The 14934-nt window shown below is 52.2% G+C and carries 15 protein-coding genes; 3 read left to right on the top strand and 12 right to left on the bottom strand.

Annotated features, from left to right (window positions below):
• The first annotated feature begins 166 nt into the window (after nt 1–166).
• From JO972_RS02060 to JO972_RS02070, 3 genes are all read left to right on the top strand, one after another.
• Complete coding sequence (locus tag JO972_RS02060) at nt 167–2374, top strand: bifunctional alpha,alpha-trehalose-phosphate synthase (UDP-forming)/trehalose-phosphatase (protein WP_309488326.1); 2208 nt, start codon at nt 167–169, stop codon at nt 2372–2374.
• Nucleotides 2371–4206: a glycoside hydrolase family 15 protein gene (locus JO972_RS02065; RefSeq protein WP_309488327.1), complete on the top strand. Its 1836-nt coding sequence runs from the start codon at nt 2371–2373 to the stop codon at nt 4204–4206. The genes JO972_RS02060 and JO972_RS02065 overlap by 4 nt, the downstream gene beginning before the upstream one ends.
• Before the next feature lie 151 nt (nt 4207–4357).
• Complete coding sequence (locus JO972_RS02070) at nt 4358–4606, top strand: DUF167 domain-containing protein (protein ID WP_309488328.1); 249 nt, start codon at nt 4358–4360, stop codon at nt 4604–4606.
• 225 nt (nt 4607–4831) lie between these two features.
• Here JO972_RS02070 and JO972_RS02075 read toward each other — a convergent pair whose 3' ends face one another.
• The 12 genes from JO972_RS02075 to JO972_RS02130 form a co-directional block, all read right to left on the bottom strand.
• Nucleotides 4832–6022, bottom strand: a complete 1191-nt coding sequence (locus JO972_RS02075) for a hypothetical protein (RefSeq protein WP_425498268.1) — start codon at nt 6020–6022, stop codon at nt 4832–4834.
• A gap of 389 nt (nt 6023–6411) precedes the next feature.
• On the bottom strand, nt 6412–6834 hold the full coding sequence (locus JO972_RS02080) for a hypothetical protein (RefSeq protein ID WP_309488330.1): 423 nt from the start codon (nt 6832–6834) through the stop codon (nt 6412–6414).
• 26 nt (nt 6835–6860) lie between these two features.
• The gene (locus tag JO972_RS02085; protein WP_309488332.1) at nt 6861–8156 is read right to left on the bottom strand and encodes an APC family permease; all 1296 of its coding nucleotides are present in this window, start codon (nt 8154–8156) and stop codon (nt 6861–6863) included.
• Nucleotides 8157–8297: 141 nt separating this feature from the next.
• Nucleotides 8298–9002, bottom strand: coding sequence for a hypothetical protein (locus JO972_RS02090; protein WP_309488333.1), 705 nt, complete (start codon nt 9000–9002; stop codon nt 8298–8300).
• 161 nt (nt 9003–9163) lie between these two features.
• The gene (locus JO972_RS02095; protein WP_309488334.1) at nt 9164–9733 is read right to left on the bottom strand and encodes a hypothetical protein; all 570 of its coding nucleotides are present in this window, start codon (nt 9731–9733) and stop codon (nt 9164–9166) included.
• Between the two features lie 86 nt (nt 9734–9819).
• Nucleotides 9820–10791, bottom strand: a complete 972-nt coding sequence (locus JO972_RS02100; protein ID WP_309488335.1) for a leucine-rich repeat domain-containing protein — start codon at nt 10789–10791, stop codon at nt 9820–9822.
• An 89-nt stretch (nt 10792–10880) separates the two neighbouring features.
• On the bottom strand, nt 10881–11471 hold the full coding sequence (locus JO972_RS02105; RefSeq protein ID WP_309488336.1) for an SMI1/KNR4 family protein: 591 nt from the start codon (nt 11469–11471) through the stop codon (nt 10881–10883).
• Between the two features lie 128 nt (nt 11472–11599).
• Nucleotides 11600–12079 (bottom strand): hypothetical protein, encoded by a 480-nt coding sequence (locus tag JO972_RS02110; protein WP_309488337.1) that lies wholly within the window; start codon nt 12077–12079, stop codon nt 11600–11602.
• A 33-nt stretch (nt 12080–12112) separates the two neighbouring features.
• Nucleotides 12113–12874: a hypothetical protein gene (locus JO972_RS02115; RefSeq protein WP_309488338.1), complete on the bottom strand. Its 762-nt coding sequence runs from the start codon at nt 12872–12874 to the stop codon at nt 12113–12115.
• 32 nt (nt 12875–12906) lie between these two features.
• Nucleotides 12907–13674 (bottom strand): SMI1/KNR4 family protein, encoded by a 768-nt coding sequence (locus JO972_RS02120; protein WP_309488339.1) that lies wholly within the window; start codon nt 13672–13674, stop codon nt 12907–12909.
• A gap of 126 nt (nt 13675–13800) precedes the next feature.
• Complete coding sequence (locus JO972_RS02125; protein ID WP_309488340.1) at nt 13801–14469, bottom strand: V-type ATP synthase subunit I domain-containing protein; 669 nt, start codon at nt 14467–14469, stop codon at nt 13801–13803.
• 70 nt (nt 14470–14539) lie between these two features.
• Nucleotides 14540–14911: a hypothetical protein gene (locus JO972_RS02130; RefSeq protein ID WP_309488341.1), complete on the bottom strand. Its 372-nt coding sequence runs from the start codon at nt 14909–14911 to the stop codon at nt 14540–14542.
• Between the last annotated feature and the right edge of the window lie 23 nt (nt 14912–14934).

The following is a 14934-nucleotide window of genomic DNA, read 5'->3' on the forward strand; positions in this document are numbered from 1 at the left end:
CCGTGTTGATTTTGTTGGAATCTAACAAAAAACATCTTTTAGGAAAAGGACGGCCGAACTTTATAGTGATTATGAGTTAGTTTTTCAAGTGTCTGGAAGAGAATTTCTTAGCGCGGTAGTTAGAAAGATTCTTGGACAAAAAAGAGGTCTGCGACATAGTAATATCATGTCACATCTAACCCTCGTTTCAAACAGACTACCGATAAGGATCAATGAAGAAGGAGAAGTGGAGCGCACCACCGGTGGGCTGGCATCCGCCCTTGCTGGCGCGGGCATTCCCGGGTCATTTACCTGGATTGGCTGGGGCGGGGTAAATGAGGAGGACATTGAGGACAGGGAGGATTATGAGAAGAAATTAAAGGCGGTGGGGGTCAAGCCGGTGATCCTCGAGACCGATGAGTTTGATGCCTACTACGAAGGGTATTCGAACTCCACGCTCTGGCCGATGTTGCATTACATGAAGGACCGCGCGCGCTTTGATCCGGAATGGATGGAAGGATACCGCGGGGTGAACCAGAAATTTGCCGAAGTGGTCGCCAAGGAGGCCGACCAGGACGGAGAGGTCTGGATCCACGATTATCATTTGATGTTAGTGCCGAAGATGCTGCGGAAACTGAGACCGGATTTGAAGATTGGTTTTTTCCTTCACACCCCGTGGCCATCGAGCGAAATCATCCGTGCTCTGCCGGAGCGTAACGAAATTTTGGAGGGGCTGTTAGGGTGTGACGTGATTGGATTTCATACCTACAACTACCTGCGCCACTTCCGCTCCTGCCTGCTGCGGATCCTCGGGATTGAAGGGGAGTCGGAGGGGCTCTGGCACGGCGATCGGATGGTGCGGATGGGCGTGTATCCCATCGGCCACAACAGCATTGGTTTTCAGGAGGCAATGCAAAGCGACACCTATCGCGAAGCCCTGGCTTTGCACAAAAAACGTCTCGATGGCGGCAAGCTCATCCTCAGCGTGGAGCGCCTCGATTACACCAAGGGGGTGCCGGAAAAGCTCGATGCCATCCGTGAGTTCCTGAAGAAAAACCCGGAGCAACGCAGTCAGGTGAACTTTGTGATCATCGCTGTGCCGTCGCGTGTCGGGGTGGAGGAATACAACTTGTTAGCCGAAACCGTGCAACGCGAAGTGGGCGCCATCAATGGCGACTACGGTGAGGTGGGGCACTCGCCGGTGCAGTTCTTGCACCGCGGATTCCCCATGGAGGAACTGGCGGCCTTTTACGCCCTGGCGGAAGTTTGCATGGTGACGCCCATTATCGATGGAATGAATCTGGTGGCGAAGGAGTATATCGATTGCAAAAGGAAGAAATACGATGCCCGCGCCGGTGTGCTGATCCTGAGTGAGTTTGCCGGAGCGGCCCAAGAGATGTCGCACTCCTTGCTAATCAACCCACACGATACCCAAGGGGTGGTGAAAGCGATGGAGCAGGCGCTGGCGATGTCTGAGGACGAGATGTGGTCGCGTGTGCGCGCCATGCAAGATCGCTTGGCCCGCAACGATGCCGGCGCCTGGGCGAGACACTTCCTCGGCGATCTCGATGCCAGTGGCACGCCGGAGCACGATCCAGCGGCGCACGAAACTTTGGCGGAAGTGGAGGCAAACCTGACCAAGCACCTCGCCGCCGGTCGTAAGGTGGCCCTTTTCCTCGATTACGATGGCACTTTGCGCGACTTTGTGGATCGCCCCGAAGATGCGGTGCCGGATGCCAGTTTGTTGAATTTGTTAGAACGTCTGGCAGCGCATGACTCATTGAATCTCGCGGTGATCAGTGGTCGACCCAAGGAGTTTTTGGAAAGCCACATCGGTCACCTTCCCATCGATCTGGTGGCTGAGCACGGTTACTACTGGAAACGCCTGGAGGTGGGGGAGTGGGAGCTGATGAACCCGCACGTGGACAACTCTTGGATGGAAACCGTTCGGCCAGTGTTAGAGTGGGCGGTGACCTTGACTCCCGGCTCTGAAATCGAGGTGAAGACTTCATCGATCGTGTGGCACTACCGTCAGGCCGACCCGGAATTCGGTCTTTGGCGCGCCAAGGGGCTGTTGGACGAGCTCACTGCCATCACCGCGAGCCTTCCGGTGTCGGTGCATCACGGGCAGAAAATCGTCGAGGTCGCGTCGCAAATGGTGAACAAGGGCGTGGCAGCGGACTCCCTGATGAGGGACTGGATGCCGGACATTGCCTTTGCCGCGGGGGACGACCAGACCGATGAAACCATGTTCGCCATCACCCCGGTCTGTGAGGACCATTTCCACACGGTCAAAATAGGAACTGGCTCAACACGTGCTGAACATCGCACCAGCATCAAAGGCCTCCGCCGCTTTCTCGAATCCCTAGCAGACACCCTTTCACAACAGTCATGACCCACGCAAACTCTGATAACTACAACTACGGTATCATCGGCAATGGACGCACCTGCGCTCTGATCGATACGGACGCCACCATTGTTTACTGCTGCATGCCGGATTTTGATTCCGGAACGATCTTCGCCTCCATCCTCGACCCGGACATCGGGGGCGAGATGGGGATTTCCATGATCGGCGGTGAACCGGTAAGTCAGGAATACGAACGCAATACCGGCATCTTGGTCACCCGCTTCAAGGGCGATGATGGCGAGTTTGAGGTGATCGATTTCATGCCTCGCTACTCGTGGGACGGTCGGGCCGGAACGAACCATGATGTCTCCAGCGATGTCATCCGCGTGATCAATCCCCTCAGTGGCTCACCGCGGATGAAGGTGAATTATAACCCGAGACTGGAGTATGGTCGTTTCGATACCGAATCCCACCCGTTTGGTGATAGCAGGATCAAGAGCACCACTTCCGGTCAACGGAAAGACGGTCACGCGGTCTATGAGTCATGCTATTTATACACGGATCTCGATTGTGATACCATTATCGCCGGTGGCGAGCATAGCCTCGATCAGCAGGTTTATCTGCTGGTGAGTTATAACGATAAGGTGATGCCTCCCGATGCCGATCTGGTGGAGCTTATGCTTCAGCGCACGCGTTCCTACTGGTTGCTGTGGGCAGCGCGCACGCACCGCTGCGAACGTTACAGTGCGGAGATTTTACGATCAGCTATCACGCTGAAAATGCTGCAGTTCTCGCCCACTGGCGCCGTGCTGGCAGCCGGCACCACCTCGCTGCCGGAAACCATCGGTGAGGAACGGAACTGGGACTACCGCTTCTGTTGGATCCGTGATGGATCGATGACCGTTTCGGTGTTGCGCCACCTCGGCCACCCGCTGATGGCCGAGCGCTTCATCGATTGGGTGATGAAAACCGTGCCCACCAAGGATGATGCGCTGCAGATCATGTATGGAATCCGGGGTGAGAAAAAACTCACCGAAGAGGAGCTGGACCACATGTCCGGCTACCACGGTTCTGGTCCTGTGAGGGTGGGGAATGCCGCCTATCACCAGATGCAGCACGATATTTACGGCATCCTCATGGACGTCATCCACCAGGATCTGGAAGCGAGGAAACGGACACCGGAGACGCTCGATCGGATCTGGACCCGCGTTCGCTCGATCGTGAAAACCGTCAGCGAATACTGGCAGGAACCGGATCGTGGTATCTGGGAAATTCGGGGGGAAGCCAGACACTTCGTCTTTTCCAAAGTGCTCTGCTGGGTGGCGGTCGATCGTGCGATCAAAGTGGCCCGGATGTTAGATAAAGACACCTGGGCTGACAATCACGAGGCGCTGCTCGCCGCGATCAAGGATGACATCATGGAAAAAGGATGGAATGAGAAGAAGCAGGCATTCACCCAGGCCTATGGCTCGGAGGATTTGGATTCGTCGAACCTGCTGATGGCTGAGTATGGCTTCATCGATTACAAGCATCCCAAGTTTGTTTCCACCGTAGAAAAGAGCGATGAAGACCTCTGCCGCGGCGGACTGATGTATCGCTATCGGAACCAGGATGATTTCGGTGAGCCGTCGAGCGCTTTCACCGTTTGTTCCTTCTGGATGGTCAAGGCCTTGGCGAAAATCGGCAAGCGCAAGGAGGCGCGGAAACGCTTTGAAACCTTGCTCAGCTATGCCAATCCCAAGGGACTCTACGGCGAGGATCTCGATTTCGAGAGCAAACGTCACCTCGGAAACTTCCCCCAAGCCTATTCCCACCTCGCGCTCATCGACTGCGCACTCGAGCTGGCCGAGGACTGTGGTGATTACCTCATCGAAGCCTAAGAGTATAATCTAGCAGGAGGTGTCAGCCCTCTGCTAGGTATGGACGTGGTGCTTGTGTGTCTGATTGTTTTTAGACATTCAGGCACATATGGGTATCTTCGGCTCGATCTCTCTTTGAGGACCGTGTAGAGTCGCCTCACCGCCCCTTGAGATGAAAATACGAGTGAAAGTCACCCCGAATGCACGAGCCAATGAAGTCATGGGCTGGCAGGAAATGGATTTGGTCGGCCCCGTGCTGCTGGTGCGCATCAAAGCTCCACCGGTCGATGGCAAAGCCAACAAGGCATTGACCCAATTCCTCGCCAAACACCTGGGTGTTAGTAAATCCCAAGTGCGCTTGGAAAAAGGAGACAGCTCAAGAATCAAAGTGCTCTCAGTGCCAGACGGTGTGGAGGTTTGAGTTTGTCAGTTTTCAGTGGTCATGTGGTCACGTAGTGTTCAGCCCTAGGGGCCGGCCCGCCTCAACCCAGACCCGGAGGGTCGACAGAAACTAGCGCGGGGTGAAACCCCGGGGGGGATAAACAGCCGCCACAAGCACCCAAGTCCCGGAGGGACGACAGAAGGGCAACTGCGCCTAACACCCTCCTCTCGGTTCCACGCAAATAGGCCGATGGAACCCTGCATGTTATTCCGCAGGAATGCCAAACAGGCTGATCGCCAAAGCCAACACCGCCATCAAAGCGAAGAAAATCGCACTGGGTTTCCGTTTCAAAGACATGGCCGCATAGGCTGCAATCCCCGACTGCAGCGCGTAATAGATCGCGAAGGCTCGCGAGGCGAAACTGATGATCTCAAACACATTCGAGGTCCACGTGAGAAGCAGACCAATTCCCACCAACAGGCCGTAACCCATCCTGGGCGATATCCGCCCCCCTGAGATCTCACTCAGCAATCCACCCGAGCCACTGGTGTCTGCGATGGCGGCACTGAACTGGGCTGCAAGAGCCGCTGCGACGAGGAGGACAGGCAGGATAGGGGCCACCACCAGCATTAAGTCGATGATGGCGGTTTCGTCTAACTCAAGTTCACCTGGAACGATGGCATAAGTCAGCAGGCCAATGTAAACGAGGTAAATCACGGTCGCGATGATTTGCGCCCACCACATCGATCGGATACGCGTCTTTGCATCATAGGTATGACCAATATAGCGAGAAGTCTCGAATCCCTGCACCGTCACAATCAGCCCTGCCAGTAGCATCAGTGCATTGGTTCCACTTTCCTTGGCTTGGTCGAAGACCAAGGCCCCGGCATGGGCCTGGTCACCAAAATAGACAGCGAGGCCGACAATGAGGCCGGCGATGACGGCCAGTTTCACTCCCACAGAAATCTGTTCCATGCGCTCGAGCGCGGAAAACCCCCGTGTGCAACCAACGCTCAGAATCAGGAGAAACACTCCAGTGGTCATTAGGCGCGCGTGGAAGGGGTCGTCCACGCTAGTGAGGCTGACGGCAAACGAACCAAATAAATTGAGGTAATACGCAACCGAGATGAAGAAGGCGAACGCCAGACTCACTGAAGCAAAAAGCTCCATCCGATGGATCACCGGACCTCGCTGGGCTCGGGTATCGATGTCTTGGATATTGAAGCGAATCGCGCTGCCAAAGCCCCACGCCACACCACAGAGCAGCAGCATGGCCAAAGGTGCCCAGCCGCCAAAGCTGACATCCAGAATGGGGCCTAACACCAAGAATCCGCTGCCGATAATGGAGGCCAAGGGGGTAATGGTCGCTCGCCACAGCGGTGAGTTGGCCACGCGCGGCCAGATGAGCAACGCACTGACAAGAATGACGGCGGTAAGTATGAAAATGTTTAGCACCTCGGAAAATAGGAAAGTTCAACAGCCAGCAGAAGCCACTGCGTTACGAGCTAGCGATAAAGCTCCAGCACCCGACCGACAAGGCGCAAATCCAACGCTCTAGCAGCGGGGGAGAGGCTGTTAGCCGTATTCAGTGTTCAGGAGTCAGGAGTGTGGAGTCAGGAGTCAGGAGTCAGGAGTGTGGTTTTCTGCCCCTGGGGCCCGGCCCGCCCTCAACCCAGACCCGGAGGGTCGACAGAAACTAACGCGGGGTGAAACCCCGGGGGGGAAATAGGCACCACACGCCCCCCAGTCCCAGAGGGACGACAGAAGGCCGCCTCTCCGAGCATCTCACCAACACCACCAACCCATCCCAACCGGAATCCCTCGATCGTAAAAAACAGGCCGCCTCATTCCGCTATCTCTTCGGCCCCTCGGACTTGGAGAAAATTACGGTTCGGTTCCGCATTGAGTTTTTCAGGGATGGCCAACTCCAATTCAGCCCCTTCGAGATGCATAAAAGTCGCCGCCCGCCAGCGTGTCTCATCTCTCGTGTAGGCGAAAGCATCTGTAATGGGGCTCTGGTCGATAGCGATGCGCAAGTTCTTACTGCCGACATTCCAGTTCGCCTTGAAGTAATCGTATCCCTCCTTGCGCCCTTTGTAGTAGACCGATCCCAAGGTGTCTCGGTTGGTGGTTGCCACGACTTCCTCAAATTCTGCCCTGGAATAAATTGTGCTACATCCTCCGGCTAGAAATGAGAGACCTATCGCCGTCGCTCCGACGACGGCAGCACCACCGAGGGCGAGAAATAATTTCAACATTGATTTCATAGCGAGGGATTAGGGTGTGAATGAGCTCACTGGATCCTTGGTTTGATTTCTCTCTTGGCAATTTTCTGCAAAATAACCTCCGTGCTTGATGCTAACAGAACAAAGCCAGCCAGCACATACACGACATGGTTTGAGGACTTGCTTACATAAATCAATGCCAAGACCATCGCTGTGAGGCTGAGTATGGCGGCAGTTAATACCAAAGGTTTCGAGCCCTTTGTTTCGTTGAGGATTTTTAAATGACCAAGGTGGGTGACCGTATGGATCAACAAGATAGAAATGGAGCCAATTGAGGCGATCTCTGACAAGTCAAACAGCAGTGATAAGACAATGATCAGAATCCCGCTGATGATTAAGCCTTCCCGGCTATGTGCGATGGGCTTGCCAAACTGCGCCGGAAGCTCTCCTTCTTTGGCCAGCTGATAAGTCACATTGGTAACCGCATATAAATTGGCATTGATCGATGACGCCGTTGCAATCAATGCTGTGATGGCAACCACCGTAAAACCAGTTTTACCAAAAATCGGCAGAGCGGCCTCAGCCAGGGCGAAGTCCTTGGCCGCGATGACTTTTCCCACTGGGAGGTTTCCGAAAACAGCAAAGGCAATAGCGACGTAAAGCACCATCACCAAGAGGATGGCTGTCATCATGGCTTTGGGGAGCGTTTTAGAAGGTGTGGGCATGTCTTCCGCCGTATTGGTGATGACGCGGAAGCCTTCAAAGGCAAAAAATGTAATGGCCAAGCTGAATAAAATATCTCCAGAGCCCGGATAATGTTTCGTCGACAGGAGCTCTGGATCGACAAACATGATGCCAGCGATCGATAAACCGGTTAGAACCACGAATTTTACACCCACCGTAATCCTTTCCCAGATGGCCACATCCTTGGCTCCCTTGAGGTTGATCCCAACAAATAAAACAATAATCCCAATCGCAAAAAAGTGATGTGTGAGGCTCGTTATCTGCTCGGAGGGTAGAAAGGTCACCGCGTAATTGCCAAATGCCTTAGCGACTAAGCTTAATGAGACAACGGCTGAAAAATACAGCATCACCCCCATGGTTCCGGTGAAAAAGCCCACGCCATAAGCCTGAGATAGGTATTCGATGATCCCCCCTGATGACGGGTAGCGTGCGCCTAACTTCCCCAACGAATAACCACTGAATAAAGCAATGATCCCACCGAGGATGAATGAAATATAGACAGCACTTCCTGAGATAGCGCTCGCTTCACCGAGCAGGGCAAAGATCCCAGCGCCTACCATCGCCCCGACCCCCATGGATACAGCCGACCAGAAACCAATCGGTTTTTGTGATTTATGCATACAATCGCTTACAGATTCAAGGCGAGTGTAACGCCCCTTAGGTCTGTGTAAAGCGACCAAGTAGCGAATGAGAACCAGCGCTTGATAGGCCTCAGTCCATGAATGATAAATGTTCGCGCGCCGGTGGTCGATTACGGCTGGTCAGTGGTCAGTTAGTGACTCGATCACGAGTTGGCTATCTTCGTGCCGATTCGGGTTCTTGAGTGCGCAGGCCATCGCAAGCCAATCGCTGTGGACTTGGTTGTAAACGCTGAGGCCAAAGAGAAATTGGTCATCATGAGCGAGATAGCTCAAGGAGTCGCTTTTTCTCACCGCAGCTTCATCAGCGATTAGCCGCGTTGCGGCAGCCTCGGAGGCTTTCCAGTCACTTGCCTTTTGCGCGAGAATCATCGTAGCCAAGGTAAAAAAGGGGTAGCCCTCATCGAGGTTCGTTGTGCTTAGTAACTTTCTGGTCGCTTCCACGGCCGATCGGACTAACGACAGGTGCCGCTCGCAGCTCGGGTCGAGGTCGATCAGGAGATCGCGTGCCAGGTAGTTTGCAGGTCGCACAACTTCACTACATTGTCCATGATGCAAGAGAGCTAAGCCGATGGCAGAGGTAAACCTGCGGTAACGCCGAAATCGTTCAGGGTCAGGCCACTCATCAGGTTTCGCCCATCCCGTCAGCCCGATCACTTCTGAAAGGTCAAAGTCGGCCTGTGTGGGCATCGCTCCAGAGCGTCTGATCTCTGTCCAAACCTTCACATAATCCGGGTAGCCGGGGTCCCCCGGTGAGAAGTCGATGATATCCTGATCACAGACTCTTGAGCGAGTGTACTCAAACAGGCTGACGATTGAGGAATCCATGACGTGTGATGAATTAGCACTTGGTGCAGTGATGTGAAACGAGGTTTTTTGGCGTAAGAGAGTAATCTGCCGCCGCGGTTGCAACGTCTGTCAACCGGGTGGATTGATCGTTGTAAAACGCGTTTGGACTCCAACACCTATCGGACGCGTGCCCCGGCTTGTTATGCTTGGGTGTTTTGTTGTTTGAGGTAGTTGAGAGCACTCTGGCATGCCTTACGGACCTCACAATCAGAATCTGACATAAGACCTTCGAGTAGAGATAGAGCTTCTTCCGTATACTGATTCACTACTGCTCTTATACAAGCAATACGCGTCTGATGAAATAGAGAATTATCAGCCGCCCCTATCATGACGTATCTCTTGGATTCGGGGTTCTGAATCTCTGCTAGAATGTCGCCCGACTTCCATGAAATCTCACCACCACCAGTATTGAGGAGCCAGCCTCCTAGGAGATGCACAAAGCTGTCAGAAACGGCATAGAAGTTATCTTCAGAATAGAGTAGCTCGATCAGAGCATACATGTAATCGGCTAGCCATGGAGAGCCGCCTGGCTGGCCATCCTCAATCTGCTCAATCAGAGGAGCAATAAATCTCTGATCGTTGACATCTGCCAACAATGACGCAAAAGCATTCGTGTCGTCAGTATGAGATGGGTCTTTGATGATCTCTACAAGAGTTTCAACTACACGGCCGTTGATGGGTTTAGAGTCAGCGTAAAGTTCAGCGAGCACATCGTTGCGCGTGCTTATGTCAGTGAGTCCCTGAGCGATCATTATCTTAGCCTAACATTAGGGCCGAGGCCTTGTTACCCTCTTGGTTACCATTGGATATCCGTGTTTGGAAGGGTCGATTGAAGCTTCTTACCTCCCGCATCAGAAATCTGTGTTTCAAACAAGTAGAGCTCTTTGAGGTTGATAAGATCCCGAAGCTTCTCAAGTCCTTCATTTGAAATGCGGGTATTCCGAAGGTGGAGGACCCTCAGTGCTTGCAGGTCTCCGATATGCTCAAAGGCTGCATCGGATATCCCCGTTCGATGAAGATACAGTTCCCGAAGTTTGGTAAGTTTGCAGATCTCCTGAACATCCTGATCCGTCACATTCGTTCCACCTAAATAGACGCAGCAAATCCTCTCAAAATACTTGGAATTCTCGGGCTTCACCATATCGCGAACCCATGCCGGGCCAAGCCACTCTCTTCGAATGCCTCCGCGTATTGTATCATCGGGACGATGTTTTGATATTCTTTCAGCGATCATTGATTCCTGCTCCCACCTTTGTTTCGCCATTGCCACCTCGTATTTGAGTGCTGCCTCAGTTCGATTGCTAGACTCATCCAGAATCCGAATCTTGCCTTCCAGTGCAGAGCTCGGCAGAACGATACTTTTGGCTGCGATAAACTTCAAATGGACAGGCTTGAAGTCGCCCAATATCCCTTTAGCGATAAGCAATCCGTCGAGATCATCCTCAGACTTCGATAAAGTAAGTTCCCAATCCATGGGAAAGGCCTTTCCAATATTTCCATACGTGGCCGTAAAATCAATCCGCTGGTCGTTCGATGAAGTCACGTTCATTTTGTCGAAGAAAACTGAATTTTCCTCAGTAATAATCTCAATCTCTCCCGCCCACTGACCGTCCGTTCTAATGAGTGTATATCGATAAGGCCATTCCGAGTCGGTTGATTGGGAAATATAGAACTCCGGCTCCTCAACGAGCTCCTCCGCAGACCTTCCACCCTCCTTACACGTTGTAACAAATAAGCAAATTGCGAGTGTGATTACGGCTCGGTGCATTGGTTCTTTTTAGTATAACCTTGAGGTCAACCACTGCGTATTAAATGGCTGCGCACAAGGAGCGGTTAACGGTCGCCAGCTTCTCCTTGTCATCCCTTTGCTGTCTTCTGGCGCAATTCACTGCATAAATGCCAATACACATCCATATCATAAATCTCAAGGTTCTCGATGGTATCTGGTCCACTTAAAAAGAGAGGGGTTTGATAACCAACGCACTCAGTAAATTTAGGAGTTATGCCACCCGCATCGAGCCACTCATGGAAAAAAGGTTCAGCAAGGGCGTCTGAAGCATACTCGACCAATTCGATGTTGTGAAAATCAGCAAACGAAACAGGGATCTGCATCGCCTCGCCAGCACCTGGTTCAATAAGTAATATTGGCCACTGTCCTTCGCTTGGTCTGGTATCAAGAGCAAAATGGCGTCCTAACCAGTCGTATCCGAAACACACGATTACTCCCCGATACTCGGGAAAAGCCATCTCAACATTCTTAGTCCAATCCGCAATATCTCCAGATCCGTGAAGACGATATAGACCATTAGAAAAAGTTGCACCGCCTGAAGAACGAAGAAGCTCAGTGATCCCCGTGGCCCGCTCTTCAAGTGAAGAAAGAACTGAAAGATTTAGTTCGCCGCTAGGACCTGCGCCCTCGCCATATTTTTCACGGAAATGAGCGAACATTTTTTAGGATAACATCAAAAGCCAGCCTCCGACTAAAACGGGCGAATGTTGCCGAAGAAGTTAAGGCTTAGAGTGATCATAAAATTAAACGATGTAACGTGTAGTGGCTTGGTGTGCGCTGCCTTGTTCTAATTGATTTTATTGGCTTCACTGAAGGATACATGAATGACAAGGATGTCTCCTTCTACAGGCTGAATAAAAACTTTAAACCTGATATACTCACCAGTATCCGCTGAAGTTTCGTTGAACGAAGAAGAATAATGTTTACCCAACAAGCCTGGTGCAGATGTATTTACTCCTTTAGAGCCAGAGGAGGAAATGTTTTTATATTCACTTTTAAACCCTTTCGCGATCATGTCTGCTAAGTCGCCCAAATTTGGACCGGTCATGCCCTTCTTGGCCTGATAAATAAAATAAGCACTGCCCTGTGAAATGCGAATATCGCCGACATCAAAAGATGATGTTGGATTTGTATTTTCAAATCTTTTGAGTTTATAAGACGACATTAAAGACTTTGCGGTCTTCACAAGACCTCCTTCAGAAAGAGGGGCTGAATATAGACTGATGGTAGAAAGTATCGTTATTGATGCTGTAATGATTAAGTTCATTTTTTTGTAGAACCGTCAAAGGCCTGCCTCCCGCTACTGGGAGCTAGCCTCCGACTCAAGTTTAGGTTTCTGATCACCCTCAGGCTTCGACTTGGGAGCGGTAGCGGGGTGGCCAGTGCTGTTCCGTTCGCCCTCTTTTTCGAACCAGTATAGCGCGCCAGCCAACAAGGCAGCCCCCTCATCGCGATGAAGAATGTTGATGATGGGGAACTGATTTTCATTAAATTTCCTGCGGCCTATACTCGATTTTTCCGGCACATAATATCCGAAACTGTGAACTGCAGATTGACTCGTAAAAGTATGTGCCAATCTGATGTCCCATCCCCACAGCCTCTGGAGATGCACGTAGACCATTCTGTATGTTTCGCTGCCATCTAAACTTCGAGGTGTAGAATTGATCGCCTTCCCAGACAACACGACTGACACAGCTTCCATCCTTGCCGGGGATTTCTCTGGCGGTTCTTCACACTCGTCCCCATCGATCGAATTCTTCGCTCCATAGAGAATCCAATTTCCCTTGGGAAAGACCAAGCTATTAAAGGTCACCGTAACGTCCCCCCTGGGGTCAGCCTTGTGTTTGAAGACGACAGCCCGACCATCCTTCGCTTCTAAGATTGCTCTTTTATCTAAAATACAGCCAAGCGACTCGATTTTCTCCGCTACGATTTCCATGCGTCTTTCACCAACCGAGGGAAACTGTTGGAGGGCGTTCTCATTTGCTTTAGAATCTGCGGCAACCCAAAGGAAAACCAGCATTGTGATTGCAGTTCTTGTGATTCCGATTCTTGATTGCATGGTTCTCAGTTGATCCTCCGTATCTTGTTCGCCTAGTTCGTTTGTTCGTCCGCAAGGAGAGCGCCCCGCTCGCGCAAAGCACTGACTCGATCTTCTTGGAAGGAGGCCCAGTCGAGCGGGGTTCTCCCATCACTGCAGGGTTGATTGATGTCCTCTCCCAGTGAAATTAGTAGATCGACAACATTCAGATTCCCATTCATGGCAGCGAAGTGCATGGATTCGCCAAATGGCCGACCTAGGGACGCCCATTGCTCAATCACATCCGACCGCCCCTCCATAGCCGCACACTCACAAACCGAACGCCGATATTCACTCTGCCAGTCGGCAGGCAACGATTCCCAACTGGTAAAGTCGCACTCAGGAGGATCCGGGGGCGTAGGCTTAACCCGCTCAAGCAGATCCGAGAAACCAGCTGCAAGCTTTGCTCTCTCGCCAGTCTCGTGGTCCCACCAGAAAACAGTATGTGGAGATGCAAGACGCATGACAAATAGGTTACCACCATGATCACTACCAATAACGAAGAGGTCGTCCGGAACTGCCCCCTCGTAGCAATCCTGCATACCATCAAGGTCGCTGAATAGAACTCCGTTCTGGGGGTCGATCCCGTGTAGCGTTCTTATCTCGAAATAGCCTTCATCCCGTGCGATCGCATCAATTGTGTTCTCAATCAGTGATCCTCCTCCACAATCGAGCAGAAACGTTCTGTAGTCGTCGGGAAGACTAATGCCGCGGGAAGCCTCAAGATCCACCAGCTTCTTGGGATCTGCGCCTCCATAGGGGCTTTCGATGCAGGTGAACATTTTTTGGCAGAACGTCAAAGCGATGTCACTGCCTGCCGACAGCGCGCTCCGACTTCGGGGTTGATGGTTGAATGTTCATGACGCTTCCGACTCGGCGCGGGCAGGCAGTTGATCATCCGCGACTTGTTATGCCTTGGGTTTTCTCGGTGCGAAATCATCCTTGTTGTCGATGACCCATCGATGAGCAGCCTCCTGCGTCTCTCTGTCGATTTCGGCGAAAGTGCCCCACTTCGATTCGAGTTCCCGGAGCGCCTCATCCAACGACGCACGATCACTCTCCGACAACTCGGCATAGGGCTCCTCGTGATCTGGAATCAGACTCCTGTATCCGAATCGATCCAATATGGCCAGGTACTCCGCAACTGCTTCGGCAGCTTTGGTCGCTCCGCATCGTTCGAGACTGGGCAATACCTGAAAAAGCACTGAGTGATGTCCCTCTACAATCATGTCTAAGAACCCGTTCCGCCAATCGCAAGACAAGCGCCCGACAAAGGTTGGAACCTGTTCGCAGGTGAGAAGTCTCTGGTCGGGTATCCCTGCCGAATCAGCGAAATACGATAGAACTTCGTAGTGCTCACGACCTCGGAGAATCTCATCAATATCGTAGGAGACCGGATTCCTGTCGAAATCGGCAAGTTCCTTCGATCTCTCTTTCTTCGATTCTATCTTCTCGCAGTCTTCGCAGAGGATCGAAAGGCCACCGATGTCCAAAAACTCAGTCACTCGTCCACAACGCCGACACCTCTTGTTCGGGGTGTCCGCCAGTAAGTCAGAGATGTCCGATTTTTTTGGCATAACGTTCCAGCACACCCAATCCGACCGACTCAGCGCGCTTTCATCACTTCTACCACGCTCCCTCCTCCTGTCAATCCTCCGACTCGCCAGCGCGGTCGGATTTGTGGTGCTGCGTCTTGTTCGCTTTGATTACGTATGTCGTAATTTTCTCAGCGCAATGACGCACTTGCCCCCGCGTAGGATAGTCGTCAGGCACAATTTGAATCTCTTCAACCTCAAGATTCGCTTCATGGAGCCTATTAGCGTCCAAGACACCTTCCAGAACCTCGGCAACGTATTGCTCCAGATCAAACGACGGCTTTTCTGCCTTGGCGATGGAAGAACGGACCGTAATAACTGGACCACCATCTGGCACCCTGCCGAATCTAAGAGAAACCAATACGCAACCTGGTCCCGTCACATGACTCATCCTCACGTATGTATCAGTGCGAATTGTTTCCATTCTATTCCTCCGATACGCGAAGA

Origin of the sequence: Oceaniferula flava (assembly GCF_016811075.1) — a bacterium.
Lineage (GTDB): Bacteria > Verrucomicrobiota > Verrucomicrobiia > Verrucomicrobiales > Akkermansiaceae > Oceaniferula > Oceaniferula flava.

Coding starts and splice junctions, on each gene's coding strand:
- JO972_RS02120 (WP_309488339.1), bottom strand. CDS start 13,674: ATGTTCACCTGCATCGAAAGCCCCTATGGAGGCGCAGATCCCAAGAAG.
- JO972_RS02090 (WP_309488333.1), bottom strand. CDS start 9,002: ATGGATTCCTCAATCGTCAGCCTGTTTGAGTACACTCGCTCAAGAGTC.
- JO972_RS02080 (WP_309488330.1), bottom strand. CDS start 6,834: ATGAAATCAATGTTGAAATTATTTCTCGCCCTCGGTGGTGCTGCCGTC.
- JO972_RS02115 (WP_309488338.1), bottom strand. CDS start 12,874: ATGCAATCAAGAATCGGAATCACAAGAACTGCAATCACAATGCTGGTT.
- JO972_RS02085 (WP_309488332.1), bottom strand. CDS start 8,156: ATGCATAAATCACAAAAACCGATTGGTTTCTGGTCGGCTGTATCCATG.
- JO972_RS02125 (WP_309488340.1), bottom strand. CDS start 14,469: ATGCCAAAAAAATCGGACATCTCTGACTTACTGGCGGACACCCCGAAC.
- JO972_RS02070 (WP_309488328.1), top strand. CDS start 4,358: ATGAAAATACGAGTGAAAGTCACCCCGAATGCACGAGCCAATGAAGTC.
- JO972_RS02130 (WP_309488341.1), bottom strand. CDS start 14,911: ATGGAAACAATTCGCACTGATACATACGTGAGGATGAGTCATGTGACG.
- JO972_RS02060 (WP_309488326.1), top strand. CDS start 167: ATGTCACATCTAACCCTCGTTTCAAACAGACTACCGATAAGGATCAAT.
- JO972_RS02110 (WP_309488337.1), bottom strand. CDS start 12,079: ATGAACTTAATCATTACAGCATCAATAACGATACTTTCTACCATCAGT.
- JO972_RS02100 (WP_309488335.1), bottom strand. CDS start 10,791: ATGCACCGAGCCGTAATCACACTCGCAATTTGCTTATTTGTTACAACG.
- JO972_RS02065 (WP_309488327.1), top strand. CDS start 2,371: ATGACCCACGCAAACTCTGATAACTACAACTACGGTATCATCGGCAAT.
- JO972_RS02105 (WP_309488336.1), bottom strand. CDS start 11,471: ATGTTCGCTCATTTCCGTGAAAAATATGGCGAGGGCGCAGGTCCTAGC.